A 16,558-nucleotide genomic window follows, 5' to 3' on the forward strand; every position below is an offset into this window, starting at 1 on the left:
GATGAGCGCGGCACGCTGCGTCATGGTCCTCGGCACCACCAGCGGGGCCGGCAAGAGCTGGCTCGCGACGGCGCTGTGCCGCTGGTACGCGCGGCAGGGCTTGAAGGTCGCGCCGTTCAAGGCGCAGAACATGAGCAACAACGCGCGCGTGGTGCCGGGCCGCGCAGGCGCGCCGGGCGAGATCGGCAGCGCGCAGTATTTCCAGGCGCTGGCCGCGCGCGCCGAGCCCGAGGTGCGGATGAACCCGGTGCTGCTGAAGCCCGAGCGCGACACCGGCAGCCAGGTGATCGTGCTCGGCGAGGTGCGCCGCGACCTCGCCGCGGTGCCGTGGCGCGAACGCAGCGCGGTGCTGTGGCCGCATGCGCGCGACGCACTGCGTGCGCTGCGCGCCGAGCACGAGGTGATCGTCATCGAAGGCGCGGGCTCGCCGGCCGAGATCAACCTCGCGTCGAGCGACTACGTGAACCTGCGCACCGCCCACGAGGCGCAGGCCGCCTGCCTGCTGGTCGCGGACATCGACCGCGGCGGCGCCTTCGCCCACCTGTACGGCACCCACCGGCTGATGCCCGCGCCCGAGCGCGCGCTGCTGCGCGGCTTCGTGCTGAACCGCTTCCGCGGCGACGCGACGCTGCTCGCGCCGGGGCCCGAGCAGCTCGAAGCGCTGACCGGCGTGCCCACCGTCGCGGTGCTGCCGATGTGGCGCGGCCACGGCCTGCCCGAGGAGGACGGGCTGCACGACGCCGCCGAGGGCTCGCTCGCGGATGGCGGAACGCCGCCGCCGCGCGGCGCGGCCGCGGCAACGACGCCGCTTCGCGCCGCGGACGCGGTTGCGCCGCCGCTTCGCGCCGCCGGGGACGACGAGCCCGCGCTGCGCATCGCCGTCGTCGCCTACCCGCGCATCAGCAACCTCGACGAGTTCCAGCCGCTGCGCGGACTGCCCGGCGTGCAGCTCGCATGGGCGCGGACGCCGGCCGCGCTCGCGGGCTGCGACTGGATCGTGCTGCCGGGCTCGAAGCACAGCGCGAGCGATCTCGCCTGGCTGCGCGCGCAGCGGCTCGACGGCGCGATCGCCCGCCACGCCGCCGCGGGCCGGCCCGTGCTCGGCCTGTGCGGCGGCCTGCAGATGCTGGGCGAGGCGCTGGTCGATCCGCTCGGCGTCGAGAGCGTCGATGCCGGCGGTGCCGACACCAGCACGCCCGGCCTCGGCCTGCTGCCGATCGCGACGCGGTTCGAGCGCGACAAGCGCCTGCTGCGCTCGCGGGCGCGCTTCGGCGAACTGCAGGGCCCTTGGGCCGCGCTGTCGAACCTCGCGTTCGACGGCTACGAGATCCACCACGGCCGCAGCCTGCCGCTGCCCGAGGCGCCGGCGCTGCGCGCGGTGCTGCGCAATGCCGAGGGCACGGTGCTGGGCTGGCAGCACGGCCCGGTGCTGGGCCTCTACGCGCACGGCCTGTTCGAGTCGCCCGCGGTGCTGCGCGCGCTGTTCGGCGCCGCGGCGCGCCCGCTCGACGGCGTGTTCGACGGCCTTGCCGACTACATCGACAAGCTGTTCGCACCCGGCGTGCTGAACGGCCTGCTGGAGCCCCGATGAGCTACGACTGGACCGCGCCCGCGATCGAGCCGAGCGCCGACGCCGCGCTCGCTGCGCGCCTGCGCCAGCGCATCGACCACCTGACCAAGCCGCTCGGCGCGCTCGGCCGCATCGAGGCGCTGATGCTGCAGCTCGGCCTGCTCCAGCGCAGCGAACGGCCGCGGCTCGAGGCGCCGCAGGCGCTGGTGTTCGCGGCCGATCACGGGCTCGCGGCGCAGGGCGTCTCCGCCTACCCGGCCGAGGTGACGGCGCAGATGGTCGCGAACTTCATGGCCGGCGGCGCGGCGATCAGCGTGCTCGCGCGCCAGCACGCGATGGCGCTGACGATCGTCGATGCCGGCGTGCGCTCGCCGATCCCGGGGCTGCTCGGCGAGGGGGCGCTGCAGGGCGCGGCCGCACCGTCGAGCGCGCGGCCGCGCTTCGTCTCGGCGCCGGTGGCCGCCGGCACGGCCGACGCGCTGCTCGGCGCGGCGATGAGCCACGCCCAGTGCGTGCAGGCGCTCGAACTCGGCCGCGCCACGGTGAGCGGCCTGCCCGGCAACGCGCTCGTGCTCGGCGAGATGGGCATCGGCAACACCTCGGCCGCCGCGCTGCTGACCGCGCGGCTCACCGGAGCGCCGCTGGCCCGCTGCATCGGGCGCGGCACGGGGCTCGACGACGCGGCGCTCGAACGCAAGCGCGCGGTGCTCGAGCGGGTCGCCGAACGGCATGCCGAGGCGCGCGCGCCGCTCGAAGCGCTCGCGGCCTTCGGCGGCTTCGAGATCGCCGCGCTCGCCGGCGCGCTGCTGCAGGCCGCGCACGAGAGGCGGCTCGTCGTGGTCGACGGCTTCATCGTCACCGCGGCGCTGCTCGTCGCGCATGCGCTGCGCCCCGCCGTCCTCGACGCCTGCGTGTTCGCGCACTGCTCCGACGAAGCCGGCCACCGCGGCGCGCTCGATCACCTGCGCGCCGAGCCGCTGCTGGCGCTCGGCCTGCGGCTCGGCGAAGGCTCGGGCGCGGCGCTCGCGTGGCCGATCGTCGCGAGCGCCGTCGCGCTGCTCGACGGCATGGCGTCGTTCCAAGCCGCGGGCGTCAGCACCGCGGCTTCGTCGCACCCTGCGGGCGTCAGCACCGCGGCTTCGTCGCACTCTGCGGGCGTCGACACCGCGGCTTCGCCGCACGGCGCGGGCGTCGGCAGCACGCCGACGTGATGCGCCGCCTCGCGCACGAGCTGCGCCTCGTCCTGCTGGCGCTCCAGTTCTTCACCCGCGTGCCGGTCACCGGCCGGCTCGCCGCCTGGGTCGGCTGGCAGCCGGGTTGGCTGAACGACAGCGCGCGCTACTTCCCGCTGATCGGCCTGGGCATCGGCGCCTTCGGCGCGCTGGTGCTCACGATCGCGGCGCAGTGGTGGCCGGTGCCGGTCGCGGTGGGGCTTTCGATCGCCGCGACGCTGCTGCTGACCGGCGCCTTCCACGAAGACGGCCTCGCCGACAGCTTCGACGGCCTCGGCGGCAGCGCCGACCGCGAGCGGGTGCTGGCGATCATGAAGGACTCGCGCATCGGCAGCTACGGCAGCGCGGCCTTGATCGTGGTGCTGGGGCTGAAGGCGCTCGCGCTCGCGTCGCTGCCGATCGGCTGGAGCGCCGCCGCGCTGGTCGTGGCGCACGGCCTGTCGCGCGCGGTCGCGGTGGCGCTGATCCGCGCGCTGCCCTACGCCGGCGATGCCGAGCACGCGAAGGCCAAGCCGCTGGCGCAGCGGGTGTCGACCGCGGGCCTCGTGCTGGCGTGCATCTGGCCGCTCGCGGCGATCGCCGCGTTCGCCGCCGCGCAGGCGGCGAGCGGCAGCTTCGCGGTGCCGGGCTGGCGCGCCTGGATCGCTGCGCTGCTTGCGGCGGCGGGTGCCGGGCTCGTGTGCGCGCGGTGGTTCCGCAGGCGGCTCGGCGGCGTCACCGGCGACATGCTCGGCGCCGCGCAGCAGCTCAGCGAGCTGGCGGTGCTTCTCGCCGTGCTCGCCTGCGTCGGGCGATGACACGCGCCGCACTCGTCGTGTGGCGCCATCCGCGCCCGAACGGCGCGTCGGGTCTGTGTCTCGGGGCACGCAGCGATCCGGGCGTCGATCACCGTCGCGCGAAGCGGCTGGCCCATCGCATCCGCGGCGCGGCGCGGCGCGAGGGCGCAGCGCGCGAGATCGCGGTGTCGCCGCTGCGCCGCTGCCGCGAGGTCGGCCGCTGGCTGCGGCGCTTCGGCTTTCGTTGCGTGGTCGATGCGCGGCTCGTCGAACTCGACTTCGGCGAATGGGACGGGCGGCGCTGGAGCGACATCGACCCCGCCGCGATCGGGCAATGGGCCGCCGACCTCGCGACGCAGGCCCCTCCAGGCGGCGAGACGGTGCGGCAACTGCTGCAGCGCGCGGCCGCCGTGCTTGCCGCGCCGAGCGCCCGCTGGATGGTCGCGCACGGCGGTTTCATCTCCGCCGCGTCGTGGCTCGCGGCGCGCGGCGAAGCCGCACCGACCGCTGCCGACTGGCCGCGTGCGCCGGGCCATGGGGTCGCGTCGCTGCTGGGTACCGCGACGGCCGAAGGCGCCGGCGTGTCGCGCCGCGGCTGACCTGACGGTTCGGCCTCAGAAGCTCTTGTTCTTCACGTCCTTGGCGATGTCGGCAATGGCGTCTTTCGTCGTTTCCTTGGCAATGCTCAGGGCCAGCCCGGCAGGCGTGATGCGGCCCTTCTTCACAGCATTCAGGGCGCCTTCGCCGACGTTCTCCAAGTGGTTCACGTAGCCCTTCGCCCCGCCCACGAGCATCTTGCCGAAGTCGGTCGGCCGCTCCTTGTCGGATTCGCCCATGCCCTTGAGAACCTGACCGAGCACCGGGTTGACGAAGCTGATGATCTTGCCGGCCTTCTCCAGGTTGACGGTGTGCGAGCTGCGGGTGGTGCCATTCAGTCGAACGTGCTTGTCCTTGGTGTGCTTGAGGTTCGGATTGCTCAGCACCTGATCGGTATTTCGATCCTGGTTGGCCCACGCCGCCGGATCGCCGCGCTGCTCTTTCGGCGGGTCTTCCTTGAGCGAATTCTTCAGGTCGGCCATTTCCGTGCCGTCGCGGATGTCGCCGCTCTTCGTGCACCCGTGCATCCGGCCGCTGTTGACGACGTCGCCGCGGTCGCCGCCCTCGCGGTTGAGCTTGTGCTTGATGATGCCGATGTGCCGCGCGGCGTTGTAGGCCGATTGGGCGCGGTCTTCGGCGCTCCGGTTGGCGTCCGTCCAGTCGCCGTATCGGGCCTTCAGCTTGTCCTTCATGCCCTCCTGATTGCCGAGTCGTTTCAGAAGGCCGTTGTTGGCATTCAGATAGTCGTCAGCCGTCTTCGTGGGATCGACGGGCTTGTCGTCGCGCCGCGGCACGGTGTCCGGCGCACCCGGCACGCCCGAGGCTGCGCCGGCGCGCGCCGCCGCAGGAGGAGGCTTCTTCCAAACGTCCGCACTCGGTGAAGGCAAGGCCGCGGGAAACGCCTGAAGGCGCGTCAGCGTCGCCGCGCCGTTGACGGACGGCGACCCCGGCAGGTTCGACTCGAACGAGGGTGTCCTCAGGCGTGCGGCGGGAGTCCCGAGCGCTTCGAGCATCGGCGACTGCAGTTGTCTCGCGCCGAGCGCCGCGGGCGCAAGGCCGGCGGCTTCCGACGAGGGCTCGGGCCGCTCGACGGTGCGGACGCCGCGCGTTGCCGTGGAGAGGACTGCGAGAGACATACCGATGCGAATGGCGGACGGGACGGCGTCCAGGATGCACGGTCGCGCCGCAAGCCGTCGAGCCACGGCGAACAAGCCGGCCGAATTGCGAAGCTGCACACGGTGGAACGTCGCTTGAGGCGACCGCGCCTTGCGATGGCCTCGAGCTCTTCGGCCGGAGCAGGCTCAGGCGCGGGTCTTGGGCTGGTACTCGCAAAGGCTCGCCACGCCGCACTGGGGACACAGCGGCCGGCGTGCCTGGCAGACGTAGCGGCCGTGCAGGATCAGCCAGTGATGCGCGTGCTCCATGTAGGCGGCCGGCACGCGCCGCAGCAGCTGCATCTCCACCGCGAGCACGTCCTTGCCCGGCGCCAGGCCGGTGCGGTTGCTCACACGGAAGATGTGCGTGTCCACCGCCATCGTCGGTTCGCCGAACGCGACGTTGAGGACGACGTTGGCCGTCTTGCGGCCGACGCCGGGCAGCGCTTCGAGCGCTTCGCGCGAACGCGGCACCGCGCCGCCGTGGCGCTCGATCAGCAGCCGGCAGGTCTCGTGCAGGTTCTTCGCCTTGTTGCGGTACAGGCCGATCGTGCGGATGCGCTCGGCGATGCCTTCGACGCCGAGGGCGAGCATCTTCTGCGGCGTCGGCGCGCTGGCGAACAGCCGCCGCGTCGCCTTGTTGACGCCGGCATCGGTGGCCTGCGCCGACAGCAGCACCGCGGCGAGCAGCTCGAACACCGAGCTGAACGCCAGCTCGGTCTGCGGCTCGGGGTTCGCCGCCTGAAGCACGGCGAAGAAGGCGTCGATCGCCGCCGGCTTCATGCCGGCCCGAACGCCGCTTCGGCCCGCGCGCGGCGCGCGTTGCGTGCGGCGTAGCGCGCGCGCGATGCCTCGGCCTGCTCGCGCGACCACGCGGCCCAGCCGCAGGGTTGCGGATCGGCATGCGCCGGCAGCATCACGATGCAGTCGACCGGGCAGGCCGGCAGGCACAGTTCACAGCCGGTGCATTGCGCTTCGATCACGGTGTGCATGCGCTTGGCCGCGCCGACGATGCAGTCGACCGGGCAGGCCTTGATGCAAAGGGTGCAGCCGATGCAACGCGCCTCGTCGATCACCGCGAGGCGCAGCGGGCCTTCGAGGCCGTGGCGGGCGTCGAGCGGCAGCGGCTCGCGGCCGGTGATCGCCGCCAGCCGCGCGATGCCCTCGGCGCCGCCCGGCGGGCAGCGGTTGATCGGCGCGCCGGCCGCGACCGCCTCGGCATAGCGCCGGCAGTCGGGCTCGCCGCAGCGGGTGCATTGCGTCTGCGGCAGCGCCGCATCGATTGCCGCCACGAGCGGCTCAGTCATCGTCTCCATCGTCGGCAAGACTTCCTCCCTCCCGCATCCGCCAGCTCTGATCCCGCCGCCGCGACGGATCCGGCTTCGGCGGTCCGTTCGAGGCTCCCCCCTCGGGGGAGCGGCGCAGCCGCAACCGGGGTGGGTCAGTTCACTTGTCGTGGCGCGCGATGAACTCGCGGATCTGCGGGTAGGCCAGTTCGCGCCAGCGGCGGCCGGAGAAGATGCCGTAGTGGCCCGCGCCCTTGACCTCGAAGTGGCCCTTGCGCGTCTTCGGGATGCCCTTGCACAGCTCGATCGCGGCGGCGGTCTGGCCGCTGCCGGAGATGTCGTCGAGCTCGCCTTCGACCGTCAGCAGCGCGGTGGTCTTGATGTCCTGCGGCTTGACCAGCTCGCCGGCGACTTCCCAGCTGCCGTGCACCAGCGCGAAGTCCTGGAACACGACCTTGATCGTGTCGAGGTAGTACTCGGCCGGGAGGTCGAGCACCGCGTTGTACTCGTCGTAGAAGGTGCGGTGCGCGTCGGCGCCGTCGTCGTCACCGCGCACGAGGTCAAGGAAGTAGTCGTAGTGCGCGGTCAGGTGGCGGTCCGGGTTCATCGCGACGAAGCCGGTGTGCTGCATGAAGCCCGGGTAGACCTTGCGGCCGGCGCCGGGGTAGTTGGCCGGCACGCGGTAGATCACGTTGTTCTCGAACCACTCGTAGCTCTTGTTCATCGCCAGGTTGTTGACGGCGGTGGGCGAGCGGCGCGCGTCGATCGGCCCGCCCATCATCGTCATCGTGCGCGGCGTCTGTTCGCCGGCGCTGGCCATCAGCGCCACTGCGCCGAGCACCGGCACGGTGGGCTGGCACACCGAGATCACGTGCACCTCGGGCCCGATGTGCCGGATGAACTCCTGCACGTAGTGCACGTAGTCGTCGAGGTGGAAGGGGCCGACGGCGGCCGGCACCATGCGCGCATCGACCCAGTCGGTGATGTAGACCTTGTGGTCCGCGAGCATCGTGCGCACGGTGTCGCGCAGCAGCGTGGAGTGGTGGCCCGACAGCGGCGCCACGATCAGCACCGAAGGCTGCGCGCGCATCTTCGAGAGCAGCTTGGCGTCGTCGGTGTAGCGCTTGAAACGCAGCAGCTTGCAGAAGGGTTTGTCCAGCGCGGTGATCTGCTGCACGACGATGTCGCTGCCGCCGACCTGGATCTGGGTGATGCCGAATTCGGGCTTCTCGTACTCCTTGGTCAGCCGGTGCATCAGGTCGAAGCCGGCCGAGACGCGCTGCGAGTGGAAGCCCTGCGCGAACGGCGACAGCGGGTGGCTGTACAGCTTCGACGAGGCGCTGGCGAACTCGGCGAACGGGCTGAGCAGCGCGCGCTGCATCTCGTAGAACTGGTAAAGCATCGGACTCCTTCGCGGGCGCGGCAGTTTAGGCGGCAGCCGCCAGGCGGCATCGTGGCAGGGAGCGGTCGGCGAGACCGGCTCCGGCGCCGTGCTCGCAAGGCCCGGGCCGAGAGATGTGCACGATCGCGGTGCTTCGTCGAGGCGCCGCGTCGCGCAGGCGACTCGGCTCAGCGCTCCTTGACCGGCCCGCCGTTGCGCCAGCCCTTGCCGCCGCTGTCGCCGTCACGGCCGCCGCGCGACGGCTGCGGCTGCGGCTGCGGCTGCGGCTGGGCCTGCGGCGCCGGCGCGGCCCGGTAGGCGGGCGCCGGCACCGCCGAGCGCGGCATCTCGGCTGCAGGGCGCGGCTGCGGTTGCGCCTGCGGCATGCGTCCGCCGCCGAAGGAGCCGCGGTCGAACGGCTGGCGGTCGGCGAAGCCCGGGTCGCCGCGGCCGCCGTAGCCGCGCGGATCGGGTCGTGGCTGCGCCGGTGGCGGGGTGGCCGCCAGCGGCGGCGGTTGCACCACGGCGCCCGGCGGGCGCGGGATGAGGTCGCGGCCGGTGCTCGGGCCGCGCTCGAAGGGCGGTGCGGTCGCGGGGCCCGGCGGGCTGCGGTCGAGCGGCGGGCGGCCGCCGCCGCCGTAGGCCGGCCCGGGCCAGGCGCGCCGGTCGGCGTCCTCGCCGGGGCCGCGGCCGCGGCCGTCCCAGCGGCCGTCCGCTCGGCCGTCCCAGCGGCCGTCGGGCGTCGGCAGCCGCGTGCCGGGCATCGGCCCGACTCCGCCCCCGGGCCGGCTGCCGGGGGCGACCAGCACCGGCTGCAGTCCGGCCGCCTGCTGCGGCGTCAGGTTGACGCGGTCGGCGCCGATCGGCCGCGAGCCCCGGAACTGCTCCTCGCGGGCCACCGTCAGCGCGTTCGGCTGATTGGCGTAGCGGTAGGCCGGCACGCTGCCCGGCACCGGCTGGCGGTTCGCGAAGCGCTCGCCGCCATGGCCATGGACATTGACGCGGTGCCCGTAGCGCGGCGTGTAGCGGTAGGGCGGGTGGTAGTACTCGCCCGGGCCGAGCGGAAACCAGCCCACCGGCCCGCCGCTGCCGAACCCGACGCTCAGGGAGACGCCGCCGCGCGCGCCGCCGACATAGCCGACCAGCGCCGGCGCGTACACCGGCCGCGCGACGATCGGCCCCGGCACCCAGCACCAGCCGCTGCCGACGATCGCCCAGCGGCCGTAGTGGAAGGGCGCGAAGCCCCATGGCGCGTCGTCCACCCAGGTCCAGCCCCAGGGCCGCACGTAGGCCCAGTGGCCGTAGCGGTAGGGCGCCCAGCCGGGCGGCAGGCTGCGCGGGTACCAGACCGGGCCGTAGTCGGCGACGACCTCCCAGCGACCGTGCGCGTCGAGGGCCTCGATGCCGGTGGTTTCGGGCGACACGTAGCGCGCGGCGCTCAGGCGGTCCTGCTCGCGGTCGCGCGACTCGGCCCAGGCGTCGAAGTCGTCGCGCGCGCCCATGGCCCGCAGCGCGAGCGCGCTGCCGCCGGCTTCGACCAGGCTTTCCTGCCCCGGCTCGAGGTTGAAGCTGTTGCCCGCGGCGACGACGCGCATCCGGCCGGCGAGCGCGCGCACCGTGTAGGCGTCGCGCTCGGGGTCGTAGCCGACGCGGTAGTCGCCGGGGCCGAGCGCCTCGGCGCGCAAGCCGTCGGCGGCGAGGACGAAGCGGTCGTCGGCGTCGAGGCGGCGCACGCGGGCGCGCACGTTGCCCTGGGCCACGTCGATCGCGATCTCGTCGTCGTCGAGGCGCTGGAACACGGCCTGCGTGTCGCCGTCGAGCCGCACCGAGGTGCTGCCGATGCGCACCTCGGCCTGGCTGCCCGGGCGGGTGGACAGCGCGGTGCCGCCGGTGACCGGGAAGTTGAGCTTGGCCGGCTCCCAGTCGCCGTCCGCGTCGGTCGAGGTTTCGGCCGGCCCCCGCAAGGCGCTGATGCTGCCGACGCGCGCCGGCGGATCGGCGGCCGCCTCGGTCGGCCCATAGGCCTCGGGCGCCGCGACGCTGCTCGCGCAGCCGCCGACGAGGCTCGCCACCAGCAGCATGCCGGCCCAGGCGCTGAGCAGGCGCGCCGGCTTCGCGCCGGCCGAGGAAGGGGAAGGGGGGGCGGTGGGCGTCATGGATCGGTGGCCTCGGCCGCGAGGCGGCCCGTTCGGCTAACGCGCGAGGCCGCCGCTCGGTGCATCGGGCTCACCCGCGGCTCTGCAAAGTTTTGCGAAGGCCGGGGGCAGGCCCGATGCCCGGCGCCCGTTCAGGCCACCGCGGCAATGGCCTTGGCGACGGCGTCGAGATTCTTCTCGTTCAGCGCCGCGACGCAGATCCGGCCCGAGTCGACGCCGTACACGCCGAACTCGCTGCGCAGCCGCTGCATCTGCGCGGCCTTCAAGCCCGAGTAGCTGAACATGCCCTGCTGCGCGGTGATGTAGTCCAGGTCGCCCTTGACGCCGGCGGCGCCGAGCCGTTCGACCAGCGCCACCCGCATCGCCTTGATGCGCTGGCGCATGCCGGCCAGTTCCTCCTCCCACAGGGCGCGCAGCGCAGGGGTGTCGAGCACGGTGGCGACGACGGTCGCGCCATGCGTCGGCGGGTTCGAGTAGTTGGTGCGGATCACGATCTTCAGCTGGCTCAGCACGCGCTGCGCCTCGTCCTTGCTTGCGCAGACGACGCTCAAGGCGCCGACGCGCTCGCCGTAGAGCGAGAAGCTCTTGCTGAAGCTGGTCGAGACGAAGAAGTCGAGGCCGGCGGCGAGAAAGCTCTGCACCGCGGCGCCGTCTTCCGCGAGGCCGTGCCCGAAGCCCTGGTAGGCCATGTCGAGGAAGGGCACCAGCTGCCTGGCCTTCAGCACGTCGATCACCTGCTTCCAGTGCGCAGGCGTGAGGTCGTAGCCGGTCGGGTTGTGGCAGCAGGCGTGCAGCACGACGACGGTGCCGGCCGGCGCCGCCCCGAGCGCGGCGAGGAGGCCGGCGATGTCGATGCCGCCCGGCTGCGTCGCGTCGTAGTACGGGTAGCTCTCGACGACGAAGCCCGCGTTGGTGAACAACGCGCGGTGGTTCTCCCAGCTCGGGTCGCTGATCAGCACCTTGGCTTGCGGGTTGAGGCGCTTGAGGAAGTCGGCGCCGAGCTTCAGGCCGCCGGTGCCGCCGAGGCCCTGCACGGTGGCGATGCGGCCGGAGGCGGCGGCCTCGGCGCCGAAGACGAGCTTCTGCACCGCGCGGTCGTAGGCGGCGATGCCGTCGATCGGCAGGTAGCCACGCGCCTTCGGCGCCTCGAGGAGTTGCTTTTCGGCCGCCGCGACGCACTTGAGCAGGGGCAGCTTGCCGTGCTCGTCGAAATAGACGCCGACGCCGAGGTTGACCTTGTTCGGATTCGGATCGGCCGCGAACTGCTCGTTGAGGCCGAGGATCGGATCGCGGGGCGCCATTTCGACGGCGGCGAAGAGTGCGGACATGGAAGCTTTCGTTGACGACGAAGGGGTCGGATCGATGCGCTTAAGCTGCCGGTTTGCCGTGAGCCGAAGGATGTCGAACCGTGCCAAATTCTATCGACGCGACCCTTGCCGACCCGATGCCGAACCGGCCTGAGGCGATGCCCGAAGAGCCGGTGCCGAAGGGCCGGTTCGTCAGCTTCCCGGACTCGCCGTTCCAGCTGTTCGAGCCCTATGCGCCGGCCGGCGACCAGCCGAGCGCGATCGCCAAACTCGTCGAGGGCATCGCCGACGGCGAGGTGTTCCAGACGCTGCTCGGCGTGACCGGCTCCGGCAAGACCTACACGATGGCCAACGTGATCGCGCGCTGCGGCCGTCCCGCGATCGTGTTCGCGCCGAACAAGACGCTCGCTGCGCAGCTGTACGCCGAATTCCGCGAGTTCTTCCCGAAGAACGCGGTCGAGTACTTCGTCAGCTACTACGACTACTACCAGCCCGAGGCCTACGTCCCGCAGCGCGACCTGTTCATCGAGAAGGACAGCTCGATCAACGAGCACATCGAGCAGATGCGATTGAGCGCGACGAAGAGCCTGCTGGAGCGGCGCGACGTGGTGATCGTCGCGACCGTCTCGGCGATCTACGGCATCGGCAAGCCGGAGGACTACACGCAGATGCGGCTGATCGTGCGCAACCGCGACAAGCTGAGCCAGCGCGACCTGATCGCCCAGCTGATCCGCATGCAATACAAGCGCAACGAGATCGACTTCGGCCGCGGCAGCTTCCGCGTGCGCGGCGACACGATCGACATCTTCCCGGCCGAGCACTCGGAGCTGGCGATCCGCATCGAGCTGTTCGACGACGAGATCGAGACGCTGAGCCTGTTCGATCCGCTGACGGGCCGCATCCGCCAGAAGATTCCGCGTTTCGTTGTCTACCCGTCGAGCCACTATGTGACGCCGCGCGAGCAGGTGCTGCGCGCGATCGACGGCATCAAGGACGAGCTGCGCACGCGGCTGGCGGAATTCGTCGCGGCCGGCAAGCTGGTCGAGGCGCAGCGGCTGGAACAGCGCACCCGCTTCGACCTGGAGATGCTGCAGGAAATCGGGCACTGCAAGGGCATCGAGAACTACACCCGGCACCTGTCGGGTGCGGCGCCCGGCATGCCGCCTTCGACGCTGGTCGACTACCTGCCACGCGATGCGTTGATGTTCCTGGACGAGAGCCATGTGCTGATCGGCCAGCTTGGCGGCATGTTCAACGGCGACCGGGCGCGCAAGACGACGCTGGTCGAGTACGGCTTCCGGCTGCCGAGCGCGATGGACAACCGGCCGCTGAAGTTCGAGGAGTTCGAGACGAAGGTGCGTCAGGCGGTGTTTGTTTCCGCCACGCCGGCGGCCTACGAGCAGCAACATGCCGGCAACGTCGTCGAGCAACTGGTGCGGCCGACGGGTCTGGTGGATCCCGAGGTGGAGGTGCGGCCGGCGACACATCAGGTCGACGACGTGCTGCAGGAGATCCGCATCCGCGTCGAGGCCAACGAGCGCGTGCTGATCACCACGCTGACCAAGCGCATGGCCGAGCAGCTGACCGACTACCTCGCCGACAACGGCGTCAAGGTGCGCTACCTGCACAGCGACGTCGACACCGTCGAGCGCGTCGAGATCCTGCGCGACCTGCGGCTGGGTACGTTCGACGTGCTGGTCGGCATCAACCTGCTGCGCGAGGGGCTGGACATTCCCGAGGTGTCGCTGGTGGCGATCCTCGATGCCGACAAGGAAGGCTTCCTGCGCGCCGAGCGTTCGCTGATCCAGACGATCGGCCGGGCGGCGCGCAACCTGAACGGCCGCGCGATCCTGTATGCCGACCAGATGACCGATTCGATGAAGCGGGCGATCGACGAGACCGAGCGCCGGCGCGCCAAGCAGATCGCCTTCAATGCGGCGAACGGCATCGTGCCGCGCAGCATCCGCAAGGAAGTCAAGGAGCTGATCGACGGCGTGTATTCAGAGAAAAGCCGCGGTGACGACCTGAAGGCCGCGCAGGCCGCGGCGGAGGTCGAATCCATGAGCGAGAAGGATCTCGGCAAGCGCATCAAGCTGCTCGAAAAGCAGATGCTCGAACACGCGAAGAACCTCGAATTCGAGAAGGCGGCTCGCGTGCGCGACCAGCTCGCGCTGCTGCGCGAGCAAGCCTTCGGCGCCCCGGGGCACGACAACGTTGTGCCGCTTGTCGAGGCCGGCGCGCGCCTGAAATAGCCGACTGAGGCTTGACCACGGAGCGCTTCGCCGCTGTCCTTGTTTTGTCGAGCAAAGACCGCGTTTGCGGCGCGGAACTTCGGCCGTTGAGCCTGACCGAATCAGTCGGCTTCCCCCATAATTGAGCTGTTCAGTCGGGATTACCGATCCCGCCCAGCTCGTGGGTTCGAGCCCCCGCCGGTTTCCGGCGCGGCCTCCTCCCCGGCGACAAGGAGTTCACGATGCGTCTCACCACCAAAGGTCGCTTTGCCGTGACCGCGATGATCGATCTGGCCCTGCGCGAACACGGCGGCCCTGTCGCGCTCGCCGCGATCAGTTCGCGCCAGCAGATCTCGCTGTCTTACCTGGAGCAGCTGTTCGGCAAGCTGCGCCGCCATGAACTGGTCGAGTCGACCCGCGGCCCCGGCGGCGGCTACTCGCTGGGCCGCAAGGCCGACGACATCAGCGTCGCGGACATCATCGTCGCGGTCGACGAGCCGATCGACGCCACCGGCTGCGGCGGCAAGGAAAACTGCATGGGCGACGACAGCGGCAAGTGCATGACGCACGACCTCTGGACCAGCCTGAACACCAAGATGATCGAGTTCCTCGACTCGATCACGTTGCGCAAGCTGGTCGAAGACCAGATTGCCAAGGGCATCTCGATCGAGGAGGCGCCGGTCAAGCGCGCGATCTCGTCGCAGCCGGTGGTCAAGCCGATCAAGATCACCGCGCCGAATTCGGTGTTCGCGCTCGGCAGCACGCTGGCGAAGTAGCCCGTCCTCCCGTCGATTCCGGCAGTACCCGTCATGGACATGACTCCGCACTTCCCGATCTACCTGGACTACGGCGCAACGACGCCGGTCGATCCGCGCGTCGTGGACGCGATGGTCCCCTGGCTGCGCGAGCATTTCGGCAACCCCGCTTCGCGCAGCCACGCCTGGGGCTGGGAGGCGGAAGAGGCGGTCGAGAAAGCGCGCGGCGAAGTCGCGGCGCTGATCGGCGCCGACCCGCGCGAGATCGTCTGGACCTCCGGCGCGACGGAGTCGAACAACCTCGCGATCAAGGGCGCGGCGCAGTTCTACAAGACGCGCGGCAAGCACCTCGTCACCGTGAAGACCGAGCACAAGGCCGTGCTCGACACCATGCGCGAAATGGAGCGGCAGGGCTTCGAGGTCACCTACCTCGACGTGCAGGAAGACGGCCTCGTCGACTTCGACAAGCTGAAGGCCGCGTTGCGCCCGGACACGATCCTCGTCTCGGTGATGTTCGTGAACAACGAGATCGGTGTCATTCAGGACATCCCGGCGATCGGCGCGTTGTGCCGCGAGCGTGGCATCGTTTTCCATGTCGATGCGGCGCAGGCCACCGGCAAGGTGGCGATCGACCTGGCGACGCTGCCGGTCGATCTGATGAGCCTCGCCTCGCACAAGACCTATGGTCCCAAGGGGATCGGCGCGCTCTACGTGCGCCGCAAGCCGCGCGTGCGGCTCGAAGCGCAGATGCACGGAGGCGGTCACGAGCGCGGCATGCGTTCGGGCACCTTGCCGACGCACCAGATCGTCGGCATGGGCGAGGCCTTCCGGATCGCGCGTGAGGAGATGGGCGCCGAGCAGGAGCGCATCCGCGCGCTGCAGCAGCGGCTGATGCGCGGCCTGAGCGATGTCGAGCAGACCTTCCTCAACGGCCACGCCGAGAAGCGGGTGCCGCACAACGTCAACATCAGCTTCAACTTCGTCGAAGGCGAGTCGCTGATCATGGGGATCAAGGGCCTCGCGGTGTCGTCGGGCTCGGCCTGCACCTCGGCGAGCCTGGAGCCCAGCTACGTGCTGCGCGCGCTCGGCCGTTCCGATGAACTGGCGCACTCGAGCCTGCGCATGACGATCGGCCGCTTCACGACCGAGGAAGAGATCGACTACGCGGTCACGACGATCCGCCAGAACGTCGCGAAGCTGCGCGAGCTGTCGCCGTTGTGGGAGATGTTTCAGGACGGCGTGGACCTGAGCACGATCCAGTGGGCCGCGCATTGATGGCGCCGCCGGCTGCGGCCCGCTGCAGCTGCCTGCCGACGGAGCAGGCGCCGACCGAATGAGTTAGGAGAACCGAGATGGCCTACAGCACCAAAGTCGTCGATCACTACGAGAACCCCCGCAACGTCGGCTCCTTTGAAAAGGGCGACGAGACCGTCGGCACCGGCATGGTCGGCGCGCCCGCCTGCGGCGACGTGATGAAACTTCAGATCAAGGTCAATCCGCAGACCGGCCTGATCGAGGACGCGAAGTTCAAGACCTACGGCTGCGGCTCGGCGATCGCGTCGAGCTCGTTGGTCACCGAGTGGGTCAAGGGCAAGTCGCTCGACGAGGCGCTGACGATCAAGAACACGCACATCGCCGAGGAACTGGCGCTCCCGCCTGTGAAGATTCACTGCTCGATCCTGGCCGAGGATGCGATCAAGGCCGCGGTCACCGACTACAAGGCCAAGCGCCCCACGGCCGCCTGAGTCGCCCCGCATGGCAGTCACCCTCACCCAAGCGGCGGCTCGCCACGTGAGCCGCTACCTCGGCAAGCGCGGCAAGGGCATCGGCGTGCGGCTTGGCGTCAAGACGACCGGCTGCTCGGGCCTGGCCTACAAGCTCGAGTACGCCGACGAGGCCGCGCCCGAGGATGTCGTGTTCGAGGACCAGGGCATCAAGGTGCTCGTCGATCCGAAGAGCCTGCCCTACATCCAGGGCACCGAGCTCGACTTCGTCCGCGAGGGGCTCAACGAAGGCTTCCGGTTCAACAACCCGAACGAACGCGACCGCTGCGGCTGCGGCGAATCGTTCCGGGTCTGACGCCCGGCTCAGGACGAAGGCGCGGCACGGCCGC

The 16,558-nt window shown here is 71.1% G+C and carries 14 protein-coding genes and 1 pseudogene; 9 read left to right on the top strand and 6 right to left on the bottom strand.

Features of this window, described 5'->3' with window-relative positions:
- Position 1 precedes the first annotated feature (1 nt).
- The 4 genes from VFR90_RS12310 to VFR90_RS12325 are packed head-to-tail and all read left to right on the top strand — an operon-like array spanning position 2 to position 4,177.
- A complete protein-coding gene (locus tag VFR90_RS12310; protein WP_326406431.1) occupies positions 2 to 1,591 on the top strand; it encodes a cobyric acid synthase in 1,590 nt (529 codons plus the stop codon).
- Positions 1,588 to 2,781, top strand: coding sequence for a nicotinate-nucleotide--dimethylbenzimidazole phosphoribosyltransferase (gene cobT, locus VFR90_RS12315; RefSeq protein ID WP_326406432.1), 1,194 nt, complete (start codon positions 1,588 to 1,590; stop codon positions 2,779 to 2,781). The genes VFR90_RS12310 and cobT overlap by 4 nt, the downstream gene beginning before the upstream one ends.
- The gene (gene cobS / locus VFR90_RS12320; protein ID WP_326406433.1) at positions 2,781 to 3,599 is read left to right on the top strand and encodes an adenosylcobinamide-GDP ribazoletransferase; all 819 of its coding nucleotides are present in this window, start codon (positions 2,781 to 2,783) and stop codon (positions 3,597 to 3,599) included. Before cobT ends, cobS begins: the two co-directional genes overlap by 1 nt.
- Positions 3,596 to 4,177 carry a histidine phosphatase family protein gene (locus VFR90_RS12325; protein ID WP_326406434.1) on the top strand — a complete coding sequence of 194 codons (582 nt, stop codon included), beginning with the start codon at positions 3,596 to 3,598 and terminating at the stop codon, positions 4,175 to 4,177. The genes cobS and VFR90_RS12325 overlap by 4 nt, the downstream gene beginning before the upstream one ends.
- Positions 4,178 to 4,192: 15 nt before the next feature.
- Here the strand turns inward: VFR90_RS12325 and VFR90_RS12330 are convergent, their stop codons facing one another.
- From VFR90_RS12330 to VFR90_RS12355, 6 genes and pseudogenes are all read right to left on the bottom strand, one after another.
- A complete protein-coding gene (locus VFR90_RS12330; RefSeq protein ID WP_326406435.1) occupies positions 4,193 to 5,410 on the bottom strand; it encodes a hypothetical protein in 1,218 nt (405 codons plus the stop codon).
- A 66-nt stretch (positions 5,411 to 5,476) separates the two neighbouring features.
- On the bottom strand, positions 5,477 to 6,112 hold the full coding sequence (gene nth / locus VFR90_RS12335; RefSeq protein WP_326406436.1) for an endonuclease III: 636 nt from the start codon (positions 6,110 to 6,112) through the stop codon (positions 5,477 to 5,479).
- A gap of 23 nt (positions 6,113 to 6,135) precedes the next feature.
- Positions 6,136 to 6,636: pseudogene (locus VFR90_RS12340) on the bottom strand (RnfABCDGE type electron transport complex subunit B); the annotation flags it as partial.
- 139 nt (positions 6,637 to 6,775) lie between these two features.
- Positions 6,776 to 8,017: a polyhydroxyalkanoate depolymerase gene (locus VFR90_RS12345; RefSeq protein WP_326406438.1), complete on the bottom strand. Its 1,242-nt coding sequence runs from the start codon at positions 8,015 to 8,017 to the stop codon at positions 6,776 to 6,778.
- A gap of 167 nt (positions 8,018 to 8,184) precedes the next feature.
- Entirely contained in the window at positions 8,185 to 10,152 is a 1,968-nt protein-coding gene (locus VFR90_RS12350) for a DUF6600 domain-containing protein (protein ID WP_326406439.1), read from the bottom strand.
- 131 nt (positions 10,153 to 10,283) lie between these two features.
- The gene (locus VFR90_RS12355) at positions 10,284 to 11,480 is read right to left on the bottom strand and encodes an amino acid aminotransferase (protein ID WP_326406440.1); all 1,197 of its coding nucleotides are present in this window, start codon (positions 11,478 to 11,480) and stop codon (positions 10,284 to 10,286) included.
- A gap of 116 nt (positions 11,481 to 11,596) precedes the next feature.
- On the opposite strand from VFR90_RS12355, the gene uvrB reads away from it, so the two are divergent.
- The 5 genes from uvrB to iscA all read left to right on the top strand — a co-directional run bounded on the left by uvrB (position 11,597) and on the right by iscA (position 16,524).
- Entirely contained in the window at positions 11,597 to 13,711 is a 2,115-nt protein-coding gene (gene uvrB, locus VFR90_RS12360; protein ID WP_326406459.1) for an excinuclease ABC subunit UvrB, read from the top strand.
- Positions 13,712 to 13,932: 221 nt separating this feature from the next.
- A complete protein-coding gene (locus VFR90_RS12365; RefSeq protein ID WP_326406441.1) occupies positions 13,933 to 14,466 on the top strand; it encodes a Fe-S cluster assembly transcription factor in 534 nt (177 codons plus the stop codon).
- 33 nt (positions 14,467 to 14,499) lie between these two features.
- Complete coding sequence (locus VFR90_RS12370) at positions 14,500 to 15,720, top strand: IscS subfamily cysteine desulfurase (RefSeq protein WP_326406442.1); 1,221 nt, start codon at positions 14,500 to 14,502, stop codon at positions 15,718 to 15,720.
- A gap of 77 nt (positions 15,721 to 15,797) precedes the next feature.
- Entirely contained in the window at positions 15,798 to 16,190 is a 393-nt protein-coding gene (gene iscU, locus VFR90_RS12375) for a Fe-S cluster assembly scaffold IscU (protein ID WP_326406443.1), read from the top strand.
- 10 nt (positions 16,191 to 16,200) lie between these two features.
- Positions 16,201 to 16,524 (top strand): iron-sulfur cluster assembly protein IscA, encoded by a 324-nt coding sequence (gene iscA, locus VFR90_RS12380; protein ID WP_326406444.1) that lies wholly within the window; start codon positions 16,201 to 16,203, stop codon positions 16,522 to 16,524.
- Positions 16,525 to 16,558: the final 34 nt, after the last annotated feature.

It is taken from the genome of Methylibium sp. (assembly GCF_035762065.1).
Lineage (GTDB): Bacteria > Pseudomonadota > Gammaproteobacteria > Burkholderiales > Burkholderiaceae_C > Methylibium.